We start from the raw sequence: 15,001 nt of genomic DNA, 5'->3' as shown, positions 1-15,001 counted from the left end.
CCTACCGCCTCCCCGGATGCTCGGCGCGCAGCTCGTCGCGGACCGCGTACATGCGGCGGATCGATTCGTCCTCGAGCCATTGCAGGCGCTCGCGACGTCCCACGTCCGCAGGGGCGTCGGTGAGCGAGAGGCCCTCACCGCAGCGGATCCACGTCTTGAGCGGCCGCATGATGTGCGACCCCTCGGGCGTGATGTCGCGGAAACCGCAGACGGCGATGGGCACGACGCGCGCCTTGGCCATCTGCGCGATGAGGGCGAAGCCGCCGTGCACCTCGACGGGTTGGTCATCCGAGCGGATGCGCGTCCCCTCGGGGTAGATGAGGACGTCCTCGCCGCGCTTCAGGGCGTGCTGGGCGCGACGGAGCGATTTCATGTCAGCGGTGCCGCGGTCCACGGGGATGCCGCCCACGCGCGCGAAGAACCAGCGCACGATGGGGTTCTTGTTGAACTCGGACTTCATGATGGGCCTAACGCGGCGCCCCGTGCGCACGATATGGCAGACGGTCGCCACCACCTCGCCCATCGACGTGTGGTTCGAGATGATGATGGAGCCGGTCTCGCCCTTCGGCAGGAGCTCCTCGGGACGCTCGACGCGCCAGCGCCAGAAGACCTTCGTGAACGCGTAGAGGATAGCGATGATGACGAGGTAGAGGGCGCGTATCGCCGGGGGGTTCTCGCGCATGCCGCGGTCGTAGTAGTAATCCTCGTCGTGGAAGAACCGTGCCATGGCTAGCGCCTTTCCTCGATGAGGTGGGCGATGCGGTCGCAGACCTCGTCGATGGTGTATGCGGTGGAATCGATCTCGACGGCGTCGGGTGCCTCGACGAGCGGCGCGACCGCGCGGCCGGCATCCGCCGCATCGCGCCGCTCGATCGCAGCGAGGGTCTCCTCCACCTCGCGCTCGAGCGCCTCGGCATCGGGCGCATCCCCTCCATGGCGCTGGAGGACGCGGCGACGCGCCCGCTCGCGGGGGTCGGCTGTGAGGAAGACCTTCACGTCGGCGTCCGGGAACACCACCGTGCCGATGTCGCGCCCCTCGGCCACGATGTCATGGCCCTCTGCGACGGCTCGCTGCGGCTCGAGCATGGCCTCGCGCACGCCGGGATAGGCCGCCACCTTCGAGACGGTCGCATCGACGGCGGGCGTACGGATCTCGCGGCTCACGTCGCGGCCGTCGACGGTGATGCGCAGGACTCCCTCGACCGGGGCGAATCGGATGGTGATGGTGCGCGCGAGCGCCTCGACCCCCTGCTCATCGTCCAGGTCGATGCCGCGATCGGCGGCCGTGAACGCCACCGCGCGGTACATCGCGCCCGTATCGAGCTTCTCGAACCCGAAGCGCTGCGCGAGCTCGCGCGCGATGGTCGATTTCCCCGAGCCGGCGGGGCCGTCTATTGCCACGATCATGCAAGTAATCCTTCCGTCACACTTCATACGCGCCCGGGCGGTATGCACGGCGGGCGCGGTCTCATCAGGGTATCACGATGCGTTCGCGGGCTCCTCCCCGAAACCCGCGGCGCGGCGGAGCGCGCGCACCTCGGCGTCGGTCAGGTAGCGCCAGCCACCCTCGGCAAGCCCCTCGAGCCCAAGCGGCCCGAACCGTGGGCGGTGCAGGGCGAGCACGGGGTGCCCGACGGCGCCGAGCATGCGCTTCACCTGGTTCTTCCGCCCTTCGCGCAGATGGATCTCGACCACGCTCGTCGAGCCCGCACGTCTGAGCACTCGGCACGGGGCGGGCTGGCAGGGGCCGTCGTTGAGCACGATGCCCGCGCGCAGGGGCTCGAGCTCGCGGTCGGCGACCCGCCCGTCGACGCGCGCGACGTAGACCTTCTCCACATGGTGCGAGGGGTGCAGCAGCGCCTGGCCGAGGTCGCCGTCAGTCGTGAAGAGGAGCAGCCCCGTGGTATCGAGGTCGAGCCTGCCCACCGGGAAGAGACCGGGGTGGGCGCCCGTGGGGACGAGCTCCGCCACGCAGGGGCGGCCCTGCGGGTCGCTCATGGTGGTGAGGTAGCCCGCGGGCTTGTTGAGCATGAGGTAGACCGCGCCGCCATCGAGCTTCACGCGCTGCCCGTCCACCTCGACCACATCGCGGTCGACATCGACCTTCGTGCCCAACTCGCACGCCACCTCGCCGTTCACCGTCACGCGGCCGGCCGTCATGAGGGCCTCGGAGCCGCGACGGCTTGCGACGCCCGCGCGCGCCAGGAAGCGCTGGAGGCGCATCGTGTGCGGGTAGGTGCCCGCCGCCGCGTCGCTAGGCATCGTCACCGTCATCCGTCGCGTCGCCCACGATCATGAGGTCGTCGTCCTCGTCGAACCCGCCGTCCTCTGCCGCGCCGTCGATGAGCTCGCGCTCCTCCTCGAGGTCCTCGTCGGTTTCCTCAAGGGTCGATGCGATGGAGCGCCCGGAGAGGCGCTCGCGGATGAACTGGCGCGACTGCTCGTCGGGCGCGAACTGCTCGAGGTCGGGCAGGTCGCGGGTCGAGCGCAGGCCGAACTTCTCGAGGAAGGCGTTGGTCGTGCCGTAGAGGATCGCCTGGCCGCGCTGGGCGTCGCGGCCGACCTCGCGCACGAGCCCCTTGTCGACGAGCGAGGAGATGACGCCGTCGGAGTTCACGCCGCGGATGCCCTTCACGGTCTCGCGCGTCACGGGCTGGTGGTAGGCGATCACGGCGAGCGTCTCGAGGGCCGCCTGCGACAGGCGCTGGGTGTCCCAGGAGAGCACGTAGGCCTCCACCTGGTCGTGGTAGGCGGGGTGCGTGAAGAGTCGCCAGCCGCCCGCGACCTCACGCAGCTGGAAGCCCCGGTTCGCCTCCTCATATTCCACCTTGAGCTCGGCGAGCAGCGACGCCGCCTCGCCCGGCGTGATGTCGATGGCCTGGGCGAGCGTGCTCGCGCTCACCGGATCGCTCGACACGAGAAGCAGCGCCTCGAGGGCGCCCTTCGGCGAGAGCGGGCTCAACGGTTCAAGATCGTTCATGCTAGATCCCCTTACCTGCTGGACGCGTCCGGCGCGGAGCTGTCGGCATGGTCGTAGTCGTCCTCGAGCGCCTCGCCCGGATGGTACTCGGGCGCGCCCTCAACGCGGTCGATGCGGATCTCGCCGAAGAGGTCGTCTTGCTCGAGCGTGATGGAGCCGCGCTTCGCGAGCTCGAGGATGGCGAGGAAGGTCGCCACGAGCTGCTCGGTCGTGGAGTCGGCATCGAGGAGCGCGCGGAACGTGGTGTGCTCGTTGGCGCGCGTGAAGCGGTCCACGGAGGCGACAGTGAGCTCGATGGGCACGCGCTTCGGCGCCACGTGCTCGGCCTCGAGGAGAAACGTCTCGCGGCGGCTGTCGAGGTCCGCGCAGATCACGGCGAGGCCGCGCAGCGTGATGTCCTTGAGGTAGTCGGGCATAAGGTTCAAGAACTCGGGGTCGGGGCCGGCCACGCGCGGGTGCATGCGGCTCTCGGCCTCCATGCGGCTGCCCAGGGCGGCGGCCGCCCCCTTGAACTGCTTGTAGGCGATGAGCCGCTGGATGAGCACCTCGCGCAGCGACGCGGCGTCGAGGCCGGCGTACTCGTCGTCGAGGTCGTCGTCATCCGTGCGGACGGGCGCGTCGTCGGGTACGAGCGAGGCCGCCTTGATGTCGAGAAGCGTCGCCGCCACGAGCAAAAAGTCGCTCGCCACATCCAGATCGAGGGCCTCGATGCGCTCGACCTCGGCGAGGTACTGGTCGGTCACCTCGGCGATGGAGATCGCTCCGATATCCACCTTCTGGCGCGAGACGAGCTGCAGGAGCAAATCGAAGGGGCCGGTGAACGCCTGCGTGGTCACGCGATAGGACATCGCCCCTCCCCTCGAATCGCGGCTTCCCGATTACCTAACCCATATAGTGTAGCGTAGATGCGCTACAGGGCGAACGAGAGCAGCGCGTTCAAGATGGGATAGACCGTGAGGTCGAAGTACCAGCCGATGATGTCGATGCCCGTGAGCGAGGGCAGCAGGTAGAGCACGATGATGAGGATCGGCATGGCGTAGCGCTGGACCTGGTAATAGGTGCTGAGCGCGTCGCCGTGCAGGAAGGGCACGAGGATGCTCGACCCGTCGAGCGGCGGCAGCGGGATGAGGTTGAAGAAGGCGAGCGACAGGTTCACCGACATGCAGGTGATAAGGAACGAGGCGATGAGGTTCGAGAGCTGAAAGGACAGGCCACCCGAAAGGAGCGCCGGCGACGCGAGGGAAAGCACGAGCGCACCCAGGCACGCGATGAGGATGTTCGACACCGGCCCCGAGAGCGCCACGAGCATCTCATCGCGCTTGGGGTGCTTGAGGTTGCCGAGGTAGACGGGGACGGGTTTCGCGTAAGCGAACACCGGGCCTCCCGCGAGCACCATGAGCAGCGGGAGGATGACCGTGCCGAAGGGGTCGATGTGGTTCAGGGGGTTGAGCGAGACGCGGCCGCGCGAGCGCGCCGTCGAATCGCCGAGCAGATAGGCGGTCAGCGCATGGGCGCTCTCGTGCACGACGATGCCGATGATGACCGCGAGGGCGGAGATGAGGATGGAGACGAGACGACCCATGTGAGCTCCTATCGAATCGCGCGCGAGATGCGGGCGCAGGCGAAGTCGAGCAGGAAGAGCACGATGGCCACGGCGAGGAAGTCGAAGCGGAACACCCCGCCGAAGGGCGACACGATCACGCCCCAGCCCGCGATGATCGATGGCAGCGCCCGCGAGAGGTCGATGGTGAGGCCCGTGAGCCCCAGCTGGTTCACGACGCCGGGGAAGCACAGCAAGATTACGAGGACGCAGAGGGCGATGCCGAGGATGCGGAACGCGTATGCGAGGATGGTGAGCGCGACCGCGGCCGCCTTACGCGCCTCCATGTGCCATCTCCTCTTCGATCGTCTCGGATAGCTCGAGCCATTCGTCCTCGAGCGCGGGCAGTTCCTGCTTCAGGCTGTTATATTCCCCAAGCGCCTCGTTGAAGCGCGCTTGATCGGCATAGAGCTCCTCGCTCGCCATGAGCTCCATAAGCTCGTCATAGCGGGCGCGCTTGCGCTCCAGGTCCTTCTCGACCTGCTTCAAGCGGTCGCGCGTCTTCTTCAGGCGCTTGTTGAGGGCGGCGCGCGCCTCGGCTTCCGCCCGGCGCTGCTCGCGCGTCTTCTTCCCCTCGCGCGGGGCGGCGTCCTCGGCAGCGCGATGGGTGCGCGGCGCCTTGGGCGCGAAGGAGGCCTCCGGCAGCAGGGCAGTCGCGGAAGCATCCTCCCCTGCCTGGGCGGCGCGGGCAGCCAGGTCCTCGCGCTTGAAGAGGTAGTAGTCGTAATCGCCGTCGATGACCGTCATCTTGCCGTCGCGGATGTCGATCACGCGGTTCGCCACCGCGCGCACGAGGTGCTCGTCATGGCTGATGAGCACGAGCGTGCCCGGGAAGCGCTTGAGCGCGTTCTCGAGCATGTCGACGGAATCGATGTCCAGGTGGTTCGTGGGCTCGTCGAGGCAGAGCAGCGCCTCGGGCGCGACGAGCATCTTGGCGAGCGCCAGGCGCGCCCGCTCACCGCCCGAGAGCACGCCCACGCGCTTGTCGACGTCGTCTCCGCTGAAGAGGAACGCGCCCAAGAGGCTCCGCTGCTGGGGAACCGTCCACGTGGGCGCCACGGAATCGATCTCCTGCAGGACGGTGTTGGACTCCTTGAGGCCCTCGAGCTGGTGCTGGGCATAGTAAGCCACGCCCACGTTCACGCCGAGCTCGCGCGTGCCCTCGTTGGGCGGCTCGATGCCCGCGAGCATCTTGAGCAGCGTCGACTTGCCCGCGCCGTTGGGGCCCACGAGCGCGACGTGGTCGCCGCGGTAGAGCGTGAGGTCGATGCCGTCGTAGATATGGTGCGCGCCGTAGGACTTCGACACGCCCTCGAGCTTGGCCACCATGTCGCCCGAGCGCGGCGGGTCGGGGAACTTGAAGTCCACGTGCTTGTGCCCTTCGGGCAGAATCACGAGCTCCCGCTTGATCTGCTCGATGCGGCGCATGCGCTCCTGGGCCTGGGCGGCCTTCGTGGGCTTGTAGCGGAACTTGTCGACGAAGACCTGCATGTGCGCGATCTCACGCTCCTGCGCGGCGCGCTTGGCGCGCATCTGCTCGAGGTTGTCCTCGCGCTGCTTGAGGTAGGAGCTGTAGTTCCCCGTATACACGGTGATGCGGCGGTTCTCGAGCGCGGCGACGTGGTCCACGCAGGCGTCCATGAAGGCGCGGTCGTGGCTCACGATGACGACGGCGCCCTCGTAGGCCGCGATGAAGCCGCGCAGCCACTGCACGCTCTCGAGGTCGAGGTGGTTCGTGGGCTCGTCGAGGAGGAGCAGGTCGGGATGGCGCAGGAACAGCTTGGCGAGGGCGATGCGCATCTGCCAGCCGCCCGAGAACTCGGCGCAGGGCTTGCTGAAATCGTCCACGGGAAAGCCGAGGCCGGCGAGGATCTGTCGCGCGTTGCTCTCGAGCTCGTAGCCACCCAGGCTCTCGAAGCGGTCCTGGACGCGGCCGTACTCGTCGAGCAGGCGCTGCGGCACCTCGCCCGTCTCCCCCGCCTCGGCAATCTCGAGCTGGAGCTCCTCGGCCCGCTCTCCGAGGGCGCGGATCTCGCTCGCCGCGTTCATGACCTCGTCGATGACGGGCACGTCGGAGGCGAGCTTCGTCTCCTGCTCCAGGTAGCCCACGTTCACGTCCTTGGCGAACGTGATGGTGCCGGCGTCGGGTGCGTCCAGCCCCATGATGATCTTGAGTAGCGTGGTCTTGCCCGCGCCGTTGGGGCCCACGAGGGCATAGCGCTCGCCGGGGTTCACCTGGAACGAGGCGCCGCTGAAGAGCGTGCGCGCACCGAAGCTCTTCTCGATCTTATCAACGGAGAGGATCATACCTTCCCGATGCCTTCCCGCGGCGTGGCCGCATCCCTGGTCGAAGCGGCGCGCACGCGGGCGGGCGCCCGACGTGGCTATAGGGTCGCGTTCGACCGACTCATACAAAAAAGGTCCGGTAGAACCGGACCCGTTTCATTCGATGGTGGGCGTTACAAGATTTGAACTTGTGACCCCTTCCGTGTGAAGGAAGTGCTCTACCCCTGAGCCAAACGCCCATCTGCTTTTCAGCGATAGCTATACTAACACGACCGCCGCGCCCTGCCAAGCAGAAATTTTCAATCTCTTCTCGATCGCCGATGATATGAGGTGGAGCGGGTGGTTCTCATCATGTTTGGTGAGTGAGATGGTGCTGAAACCTTGGATATGCAAAAGGCCAGACGCATGGCCTGGCCTCAAAAAATGCTGGTGGGCCCTGGGGGATTCGAACCCTCAACCCAGGGATTATGAGTCCCCTGCGCTAACCGTTGCGCCAAGAGCCCGGATATGAAAACAGCCCCTGTTACCAGAGGCTGCGCATTCACGTGGGTGGAGACGAGGGGGATCGAACCCCTGACCTCTTGACTGCCAGTCAAGCGCTCTCCCAGCTGAGCTACGCCCCCAAGCGGTGCGGGAACTACTATAGGGAATTGCCCCCGCCAATGCAAGCAAAAACTTGCGGAAAACGAAAACACCCCGCCGGAGCAGGGTGTCGATGATGCGATGGTGGAGACGAGGGGGATCGAACCCCTGACCTCTTGACTGCCAGTCAAGCGCTCTCCCAGCTGAGCTACGCCCCCAAGCAACGTTGCTATAATACGGAAGTTCCCCCGCGCGTGCAAGCACTTTTTTCGGAAAACTTCGTGAAGCGCCGCGTCCTATGCGCGCGCCGCCTCGATGACCTGCACGAGCCGCTCGACGACGTCGTCGGCGGGCACGTCCTCGCGCTCGCCCGTCGCGCGGCACTTGAGCTCCACGGTGCCGTTCGCAAGGCCGCGCTTGCCCACGATGAGCTGGTACGGGAAGCCCATGAGGTCGTTGTCGGCGAACTTCACGCCCGGGCGCTCGGCGCGGTCGTCGAACACGACCTCGATGCCCGCAGCCGCGAGCTCCTCGGCGATCGCCGCCGCGCGGTCGAACGCCTCGCCCTTCTTGTCGAGAGCGATGACCGAGACCTCGTAGGGCGCCACGGAGACGGGCCACACGATGCCGTGGTCGTCGTGGTGCTGCTCGACGATGGCGGCGAGGGTGCGCGAAATGCCGATGCCGTAGCAGCCCATGTAGAACGGCTGCTCACGGCCGTTCTCGTCGGCGAAGGTGGCGCCCATCTTGGCCGCGTACTTGTCCGGACCGATCTGGAACACCTGGCCGCACTCGATGCCGCGCCCGCCCTTGAGCGGCGCTCCGCAGTGCGGGCAGGGGTCGCCCTCCTTGACGGTCACGAGGTCCTCCCACGCATCGACCGTAAAATCGCGGTCGGGGCAGGCACCCGTGTAGTGGTAGTCGACCTCGTTGGAACCGCACGTCCAGCTCTTCGACGCCTGGAGCGAAGAATCGCACACGAGGCGCACACCGACAGGCAGGCCCACCGGCCCGATGAAGCCCTTGTGCAGGCCCGTCTGCTCGAGCTCCTCCTCGGTCATGAGGTGGTAGTCGCCGAAGAGCTTGGCGGCCTTGATCTCGTTGAGCTCGTGGTCGCCCGGGATGATGGCCACGACGGGATTTCCCTCCCCATCGATGAGGGCGAGCGACTTGCGCGTGCCGTTCTCGGGGAAGCCGAAGAACTCCGCGACGGCCTCGATCGTGCCCAGGCCGGGGGTCGAGACCTTCTGCAGGGTGCCGTCACCCGGGCCCTCGCTCACCGCGACCGTCGTCGACGCGGCCTCGTCATCGGCCGCGAAGCCGCAGTCGCACCACACGAGCGACGCCTCGCCGGCGTCGGCGAGCGCCATGTACTCGATGGAGGAGTCGCCGCCGATCTCGCCGGAATCCGCCGCGACGGGGAGCGCCTTCAGGCCGCAGCGCTCGCAGTAGCGCGCGTAGGCGCCCTTCATGTCCTCGTAGACCTCCTGCAGGCTCTCCTGCGTGGCGGAGAAGCTGTAGGCGTCCTTCATGATGAACTCGCGGCCGCGCATGAGCCCGAAGCGCGGGCGCAGCTCGTCGCGGAACTTGTCCTGGATCTGGTAGAGCGTCACGGGGAGCTGCTTGTAGCTCCTGAGCTCGTTGCGGACGAGGTCGGTGAAGGTCTCCTCGTGCGTGGGGCCGAGGCAGAACGTGCGGTCGTGGCGGTCCTCGAGGCGCATGAGCTCAGGGCCGTAGGCGCCGATGCGGCCGGACTCCTCCCAGAGCTCCGCGGGGGTAAGGATGGGCGCGAGCATCTCCTGGGCGCCGATGGCGTCCATCTCGTCGCGGCAGATGTCCTCGATCTTGCGGATGGAGCGCCAGGCCAGCGGCAGGTAGCTGTACAGGCCCGAGGCGACCTTGCGGATGAGGCCGGCGCGCAGCATGAGCTTGTGGCTCGCGAGCTCCGCCTCCGCCGGATCCTCCTTGAGCGTGGGCGCATAGAGCGCGGACATCTTCATGACACGGGTGGCCATAGGGGCTCCTCCTTCGCAGCATCCAATAACCGCACGATGATACCACGCCGAGCGCACCCCTTCGCGATGGGTTGGTTGGGGACGTGTTCCCTTCAACCCATCAGGGGATGATCGGGGACGGGCTCCGTTCAACCCATCACGTCGTCGCCGGGCAAATGGGTTGAACGGAGCACGTCCCCAACCAACCCATCAGAGGCGGTCGATTTCCTCCATGAGGGCGTCGACGATCTCGGATTCCGCGACCTTGCGTACCGGCTTTCCGTGCTTGAAGAGCAGCGCGCTCCCGCGCCCGCAGGCAACGGCCACGTCCGCGTCCGAGGCCTCTCCCGGCCCGTTCACCACGCAGCCCATGACGGCGACCGAGATGGGCTTCGTGCAGCCCGCGAGCCGACGCTCGACCTCCTGCGCGATGGGGATGAGATCGACCTGCGTGCGCCCACACGTGGGGCACGACACGAGCTCCGGGCCCCTGCGGCGGATGCCGAGGCACTCGAGGATGCCCCACGCGACCGGCGGTTCCTCGACGGGGTCTGCCGTGAGGGAGACGCGCAGCGTGTCGCCGATGCCGTCGGCGAGCAGGGTACCCAGGCCGACGGCGCTCTTGATGGTGCCGGCGCGCACGGTGCCGGCCTCGGTGACGCCCAGGTGGAGCGGCACCTGCGGGAGCTCCGCGGATAGGGCGCGATACGTCTCGATGGTTGTGGGCACGCTGTGCGCCTTCGCGGAGAGCACGATATCGGTGAAGCCGCGGTCCTCGAAGTGCTCGACGAAGCGCAGCGAGGAGGCCACGAGCTTCTGGGGCAGCGTCCATCCCGCACGTTCCGCGATATCCTGCTCGAGCGAGCCGGCGTTCACACCGATGCGTATGGCGGCACCGGCGGCTCCTGCGGCGTCGATCACCGCATCGACGCGCTCCCACGACCCGATATTGCCCGGGTTGATGCGGAGCTTCGCTGCACCCGCCTCGATCGCGGCGAGGGCGAGACGGTAGTCGAAGTGGATGTCGGCCACGATGGGCACGGGGGACGCCTCGCAGACCGCGCGGAAACCGTCGACGGCATCGCGGTTCGGCAGGGTGACGCGCACGATGTCGCAGCCGGCATCCGCGAGCGCGCGCACCTGCTCGAGCGTTGCCTCCACATCCGCCGTAGGCGTGCAGGTCATGGACTGCACGACGACGGGCGCCCCACCCCCGATGACCACATCGCCCACGTGCACCCGACGCGTGCGCTCACGCGGAAGGGAACCGTCCATTCGAGCCTCCTCGCTAGATGATGAACCGGATGATGTCGTTTCTGAGCACGTAGACGAAGAGCGCGATGAACAGCGCGACGCCCACGTACGAGATGATCGTCTGCGCCCTGAGGGGCACCTCGCGGCGCGTGATTGCCTGGATGATTTCGATGAGGAGCTTGCCGCCGTCGAGCGGTGGGATGGGCAGCAGGTTCATGAGGCCGAGCGAGAACGAGATGAGCGCCGCGAGGGTGAGGAAGGTCGTCGGTCCGGCGGCGGCCGCCTGAGCCGACATGACCGAGATGCCCACCACCGAGGTCGAGCTATCGAGCATCTGGAGCGTCTGCGCAGGGTTGAAGAGCTGCGCGATGCCGCGAGCCGTCTCAGCGATGTAGCTCCACGAGAGCCGTGCCGAATCAATCGGGTTCAAGCGCACGCGCTCGTAGGAGACGCTCACGCCGAGCGCCTCATCGGGGTCGAGTGCGACCTCTACCTGCTCGCGCTCACCATCGTGCCTGAAGACGACCTCGAAGGGCTCCCCGTCCTCGCGGGCGCGGGCAATCGCGTTCACGATGTCCTCCCATGTCTCCGTTTCGGTACCGTCGATCGAGTAGACGGTGTCGCCGGGGGCGATGCCGGCCTCCTCGGCGACGGAGCCCGCCTCGACGCCGCCGATGACGTTCACGTTCTGCGCGACATCGATCCCGACGAGCGAGTAGATGCTCATGATGAGGACAAAGCCCGACAGAAGGTTCACGAAGATGCCGGCGACGAGCATGATGACCCGCGGGAAGAACCCCTTGCCCATATAGGTGCGCGAGCGTTCCGCCGCTAGAAATTCCTCATCCGACATGGGCGGATCCCAGGGTTCGTCCTGGACGGTCGCCGACGCGCGGTCGAAGTGCCTGCCGTCGAGCAACGTCGCCCCATGCGCATCGCGCGGCATAGCGGCGTAGGTCGTGGCATAGCGCGAGCCGCCCTCGTACTCCCCCTGCTCCGGGTCGTATACGGGCGCCACGGAGCCCCACTCGGCGAGCTGAATGCAGGCATCGAGCGCCTCGTCCTCGGTGATGCCGAGTTCCTCGGCCAGCTCCCCCACCGTGCAACTGCCGCGCCGATGCACGAGGCCGAGGACGGCGGCCGCGTATTCGCTCGTGGCGGGATCCATGCCGCAGATCATGGCATAGCCGCCCAGGAGCAGTGGCGTCACGCCGAAGCGCGTGCCGTTGCGCTTCGAGACGAAGCTCAGCCGCCAGCGGCACGGAAGCCCGAGGAAATACTCGGTCACCCGCACACCGAAGGCGCGTGCCGCAAGGTAGTGCCCGCCCTCATGGACGAACACCAGGGCGGACAGGAGCACGAGCCCCCAGAACGCCGTGGTAACAAAGGAGATGAGCGCCTGCATAGCGACCTATCGTTCGATGTGACTAAATATGATAAAAACCAGCCTGTCTGGATTTTATCATTTGATGAGGGTGCGGGCGAAGGAGCGGGCCCAGGCGTCGACCGCGGCGAGCTGCTCGAGCGACTCGACGTCCTCGCGGACATGCGCGTCGAGCGCGCCCTCGACGATGCGGGCGATGTCGTTGAAGCCGCAGGAGCCGCCGAGGAACGCCTCGACCGCCACCTCGTTGGCGGCGTTGAGCACCGCCGGGCACGTACCGCCCTCCACACCGGCGCGCTCCGCGAGCGCGAGGCACGGGAAGGCCTTGGTGTCCGGCGCGTCGAAGCTGAGCGAGCCGATGGTACGGAAATCCATGCGCTCGCAGGGCGCCTCCCAGCGCTCGGGATAGGACAGCGCGTACTGGATGGGAATCCGCATGTCGGAGGTGCCCAACTGGGCGATGACCGAGCCGTCGGAGAACTCGACCATGGAATGGATCTTCGCCTCGCGCTGGATGAGCACGATGATGCGCTCGAGCGGCATGTGGAACAGGTGCATGGCCTCGATGCGCTCGAGCCCCTTGTTCATGAGCGTCGCGGAATCGATCGAGATCTTCGGCCCCATGGACCATGCGGGATGCCGGAGCGCCCGCCCGGGCGTGACGCTCTCCAGATCGGTATGGCTCATGCCGAAGAAGGGGCCGCCGGAGCAGGTGAGCCAGATGGCGTGCACGCGGGAGCGTTGCTCGCCCACGAGGCATTGGAAGATGGCGCCGTGCTCGGAATCGACGGGCAGGAGCTGATCGCGCGCAGCGAGCGGCATGAGCAGGTCGCCGCCCACCACGAGCGATTCCTTGTTCGCGAGCGCGAGGCGCTTTCCCGCTCGGAGGGCGGCATAGCTCGCGCGCAGCCCCGCCGCGCCCACGACGGCGTTGAGCACGCAGTCCACGTCATCGCGCTCGCAGAGCTCGATGAGGGCGTCGGGTCCCACCGAGAGCTCGCAGGAATCCGGGAGCTCGTCGAGGACGGGATCGGCGGCATGGGCGGGGTCGGAGACGCAGACGCTCCGCGCACCGAATGCGCGCGCGGCCTCCACGAGCCCGTCGGTGCTCCCATGCACCGAGAGGGCGACGACATCGAGCTTGTCGGGGTTCTGCCGGCACACGTCGAGGGTCTGCCGTCCAATGGATCCCGTGCAGCCGAGCACGACGATGCGCATCCGTTCACTCATAGCACGCCTCCGATATGCAAGAGGAGCTGCGCGGTGATGCAGCCGAAGATGAGCGAGTCGCAGCGGTCGAGCATGCCGCCGTGACCGGGGATGAGGTGCCCCGAGTCCTTCACCCCCACCGCCCGCTTGATGCGCGACTCGATGAGGTCGCCGATGACGCCGAGCACCGCCACGGCGGCACCGCACACGACAGCGAAGAAGGCATCGAAGGTGAAGAGCCCCGTGGCGAAGAGGATGAGCCACACGATGATGGATCCCACGATGCCGCCGACGAAGCCCTCCCAGGTCTTCTTCGGGCTGATGCGCGGCGCCATCTTATGCCGACCGATCGCCTTGCCCACGAGGTAGGCGAACGAATCGGAAACCCACAGGGAGGCACAGACGCCGATGGTGAGGACGGCGCCCGCCCAGCCGGGCAGGGCATCGCGCAGAAGCACGATCGACGAGAGCATGAAGCCCGTGTACACGGCCCCCATGAGGGTGGCCGCAACATCCGCGATGCGGGCGCGCGGCGTGTACACGTACCAGAGCCCGAGCGAGAGCATGAAGAGGAAGATGAGCGCCGTGAGCAACACCGAGTCGCCCAGGGCGGCGAGCGGGAAGAGCACGGCCGCGATGTCGCCGATGATCTCGTTGGGCATCTTGCCGTCGCGGCGGACCATCTGGAAGAACTCATGCGCGCACAGGCCGCTCAGAAGGGCGATGAACAGGGCGCAAGGGATGGTGCCCGCGAGGATGCACCCGATGAACAGCACCGCGTACACCGCAGCCGATGCGACCCGGACGGATAGCCCTTTGAACGACCGTCGGTCGGCTGCCTCGGAGGGGGTCACCGTCGTGGACTCCCCGCCCTTTGCCATGTCTTCTTCAGTTGCTGCCATCGTATCGGGTACCTCTTACTCGTGGATACCGCCAAACCGGCGGTCGCGACCCTGGAAGGTGAGGATCGCGTCGATGAGGCCCCATCGGTCGAAATCCGGCCAATAGGTCCTCGTGATGTAGAACTCGGAATATGCAGCCTGCCACAGCAGGTAGTTGGAGAGCCTCAGCTCGCCGGAGGTGCGGATGATGAGCTCGGGGTCGGGCAAGCCCGCGGTGTAGAGCTTGCCCGCCACCGCGCACTCGTCGATGTCCTCGGGCTCGATGGTGCCGGCGGCAACGTCCTCGGCGAGCAGGCGCGCCGCGCGGGCGAGCTCGGCGCGAGCGCCGTAGTTCACCGCGAGCGCGAGCACCATGCCGGTATGGTGCGCCGTCTCGGAAAGGCCGTACTCGAAGACCTCGCGCGTGCGCTTGGGCAGCGCGGAGATATCGCCCAAGAAGACCACGCGAACGTTCTCGCGGCGCAAAAGCGGCAACTCGTCCACGAACGTCTGGGCGAAGAGGTGCATGAGGAGGTTGACCTCGGCCGCGGGGCGCTTCCAGTTCTCCGTGGAAAAGGCGTAGGCGCTCATGACCTCGACACCCAGGCGCACGCACGCGGTAATGATCTCGCGCAGGGCCACGATACCGGCCTTATGGCCCTCGCCGCGCGAGAGCCCCTGCGCCGTAGCCCAGCGCCCGTTGCCATCCATGATGCAGGAGATATGGCGCGGGATTCGCGTGCGGTCGAGGGCGGAGAACTCGAGCCCCGTGGGCGGGTTCGCGAAGAACGTCTCGAAGGTCGAGTCGTCGTAGATGTGATCGGCTGCCAC

General features: G+C 67.2%; 14 protein-coding genes and 4 tRNA genes. All 18 read right to left on the bottom strand.

The window, feature by feature from the left end:
- Position 1: 1 nt before the first annotated feature.
- The 18 genes from BN423_RS01780 to BN423_RS01695 all read right to left on the bottom strand — a co-directional run bounded on the left by BN423_RS01780 (position 2) and on the right by BN423_RS01695 (position 15,001).
- Entirely contained in the window at positions 2-727 is a 726-nt protein-coding gene (locus BN423_RS01780) for a lysophospholipid acyltransferase family protein (protein ID WP_019238566.1), read from the bottom strand.
- 2 nt (positions 728-729) lie between these two features.
- Complete coding sequence (gene cmk, locus BN423_RS01775; protein ID WP_019238565.1) at positions 730-1,407, bottom strand: (d)CMP kinase; 678 nt, start codon at positions 1,405-1,407, stop codon at positions 730-732.
- A 72-nt stretch (positions 1,408-1,479) separates the two neighbouring features.
- The gene (locus BN423_RS01770) at positions 1,480-2,274 is read right to left on the bottom strand and encodes a pseudouridine synthase (RefSeq protein WP_019238564.1); all 795 of its coding nucleotides are present in this window, start codon (positions 2,272-2,274) and stop codon (positions 1,480-1,482) included.
- Positions 2,255-2,980 carry an SMC-Scp complex subunit ScpB gene (scpB, locus tag BN423_RS01765; RefSeq protein ID WP_019238563.1) on the bottom strand — a complete coding sequence of 242 codons (726 nt, stop codon included), beginning with the start codon at positions 2,978-2,980 and terminating at the stop codon, positions 2,255-2,257. The genes BN423_RS01770 and scpB overlap by 20 nt, the downstream gene beginning before the upstream one ends.
- A gap of 11 nt (positions 2,981-2,991) precedes the next feature.
- Positions 2,992-3,828, bottom strand: coding sequence for a segregation and condensation protein A (locus BN423_RS01760; protein ID WP_019238562.1), 837 nt, complete (start codon positions 3,826-3,828; stop codon positions 2,992-2,994).
- Between the two features lie 62 nt (positions 3,829-3,890).
- Positions 3,891-4,562: a site-2 protease family protein gene (locus BN423_RS01755; RefSeq protein WP_019238561.1), complete on the bottom strand. Its 672-nt coding sequence runs from the start codon at positions 4,560-4,562 to the stop codon at positions 3,891-3,893.
- A gap of 8 nt (positions 4,563-4,570) precedes the next feature.
- Positions 4,571-4,867, bottom strand: coding sequence for a hypothetical protein (locus tag BN423_RS01750; RefSeq protein WP_019238560.1), 297 nt, complete (start codon positions 4,865-4,867; stop codon positions 4,571-4,573).
- Complete coding sequence (locus tag BN423_RS01745) at positions 4,854-6,887, bottom strand: ABC-F family ATP-binding cassette domain-containing protein (protein ID WP_019238559.1); 2,034 nt, start codon at positions 6,885-6,887, stop codon at positions 4,854-4,856. Before BN423_RS01745 ends, BN423_RS01750 begins: the two co-directional genes overlap by 14 nt.
- Before the next feature lie 143 nt (positions 6,888-7,030).
- Positions 7,031-7,105: transfer RNA gene (locus tag BN423_RS01740), tRNA-Val, on the bottom strand.
- Between the two features lie 188 nt (positions 7,106-7,293).
- Positions 7,294-7,369: transfer RNA gene (locus BN423_RS01735), tRNA-Ile, on the bottom strand.
- Between the two features lie 47 nt (positions 7,370-7,416).
- A tRNA-Ala gene (locus BN423_RS01730) sits at positions 7,417-7,489 on the bottom strand.
- 101 nt (positions 7,490-7,590) lie between these two features.
- Positions 7,591-7,666: transfer RNA gene (locus tag BN423_RS01725), tRNA-Ala, on the bottom strand.
- A 78-nt stretch (positions 7,667-7,744) separates the two neighbouring features.
- Positions 7,745-9,463 carry a proline--tRNA ligase gene (locus BN423_RS01720; RefSeq protein ID WP_019238558.1) on the bottom strand — a complete coding sequence of 573 codons (1,719 nt, stop codon included), beginning with the start codon at positions 9,461-9,463 and terminating at the stop codon, positions 7,745-7,747.
- 189 nt (positions 9,464-9,652) lie between these two features.
- A complete protein-coding gene (ispG, locus tag BN423_RS01715) occupies positions 9,653-10,717 on the bottom strand; it encodes a flavodoxin-dependent (E)-4-hydroxy-3-methylbut-2-enyl-diphosphate synthase (RefSeq protein WP_019238557.1) in 1,065 nt (354 codons plus the stop codon).
- Positions 10,718-10,730: 13 nt separating this feature from the next.
- Positions 10,731-12,101, bottom strand: a complete 1,371-nt coding sequence (locus BN423_RS01710) for a M50 family metallopeptidase (protein WP_019238556.1) — start codon at positions 12,099-12,101, stop codon at positions 10,731-10,733.
- A gap of 57 nt (positions 12,102-12,158) precedes the next feature.
- A complete protein-coding gene (gene dxr / locus BN423_RS01705; RefSeq protein WP_026088980.1) occupies positions 12,159-13,310 on the bottom strand; it encodes a 1-deoxy-D-xylulose-5-phosphate reductoisomerase in 1,152 nt (383 codons plus the stop codon).
- Positions 13,307-14,191: a phosphatidate cytidylyltransferase gene (locus BN423_RS01700; RefSeq protein ID WP_232385464.1), complete on the bottom strand. Its 885-nt coding sequence runs from the start codon at positions 14,189-14,191 to the stop codon at positions 13,307-13,309. Before BN423_RS01700 ends, dxr begins: the two co-directional genes overlap by 4 nt.
- A gap of 15 nt (positions 14,192-14,206) precedes the next feature.
- Positions 14,207-15,001 carry an isoprenyl transferase gene (locus BN423_RS01695; RefSeq protein ID WP_019238553.1) on the bottom strand — a complete coding sequence of 265 codons (795 nt, stop codon included), beginning with the start codon at positions 14,999-15,001 and terminating at the stop codon, positions 14,207-14,209.

The organism is Enorma timonensis (assembly GCF_000321165.1).
Classification (GTDB): Bacteria; Actinomycetota; Coriobacteriia; order Coriobacteriales; family Coriobacteriaceae; genus Enorma.
This window is presented reverse-complemented; position numbering and strand designations above follow the sequence as displayed.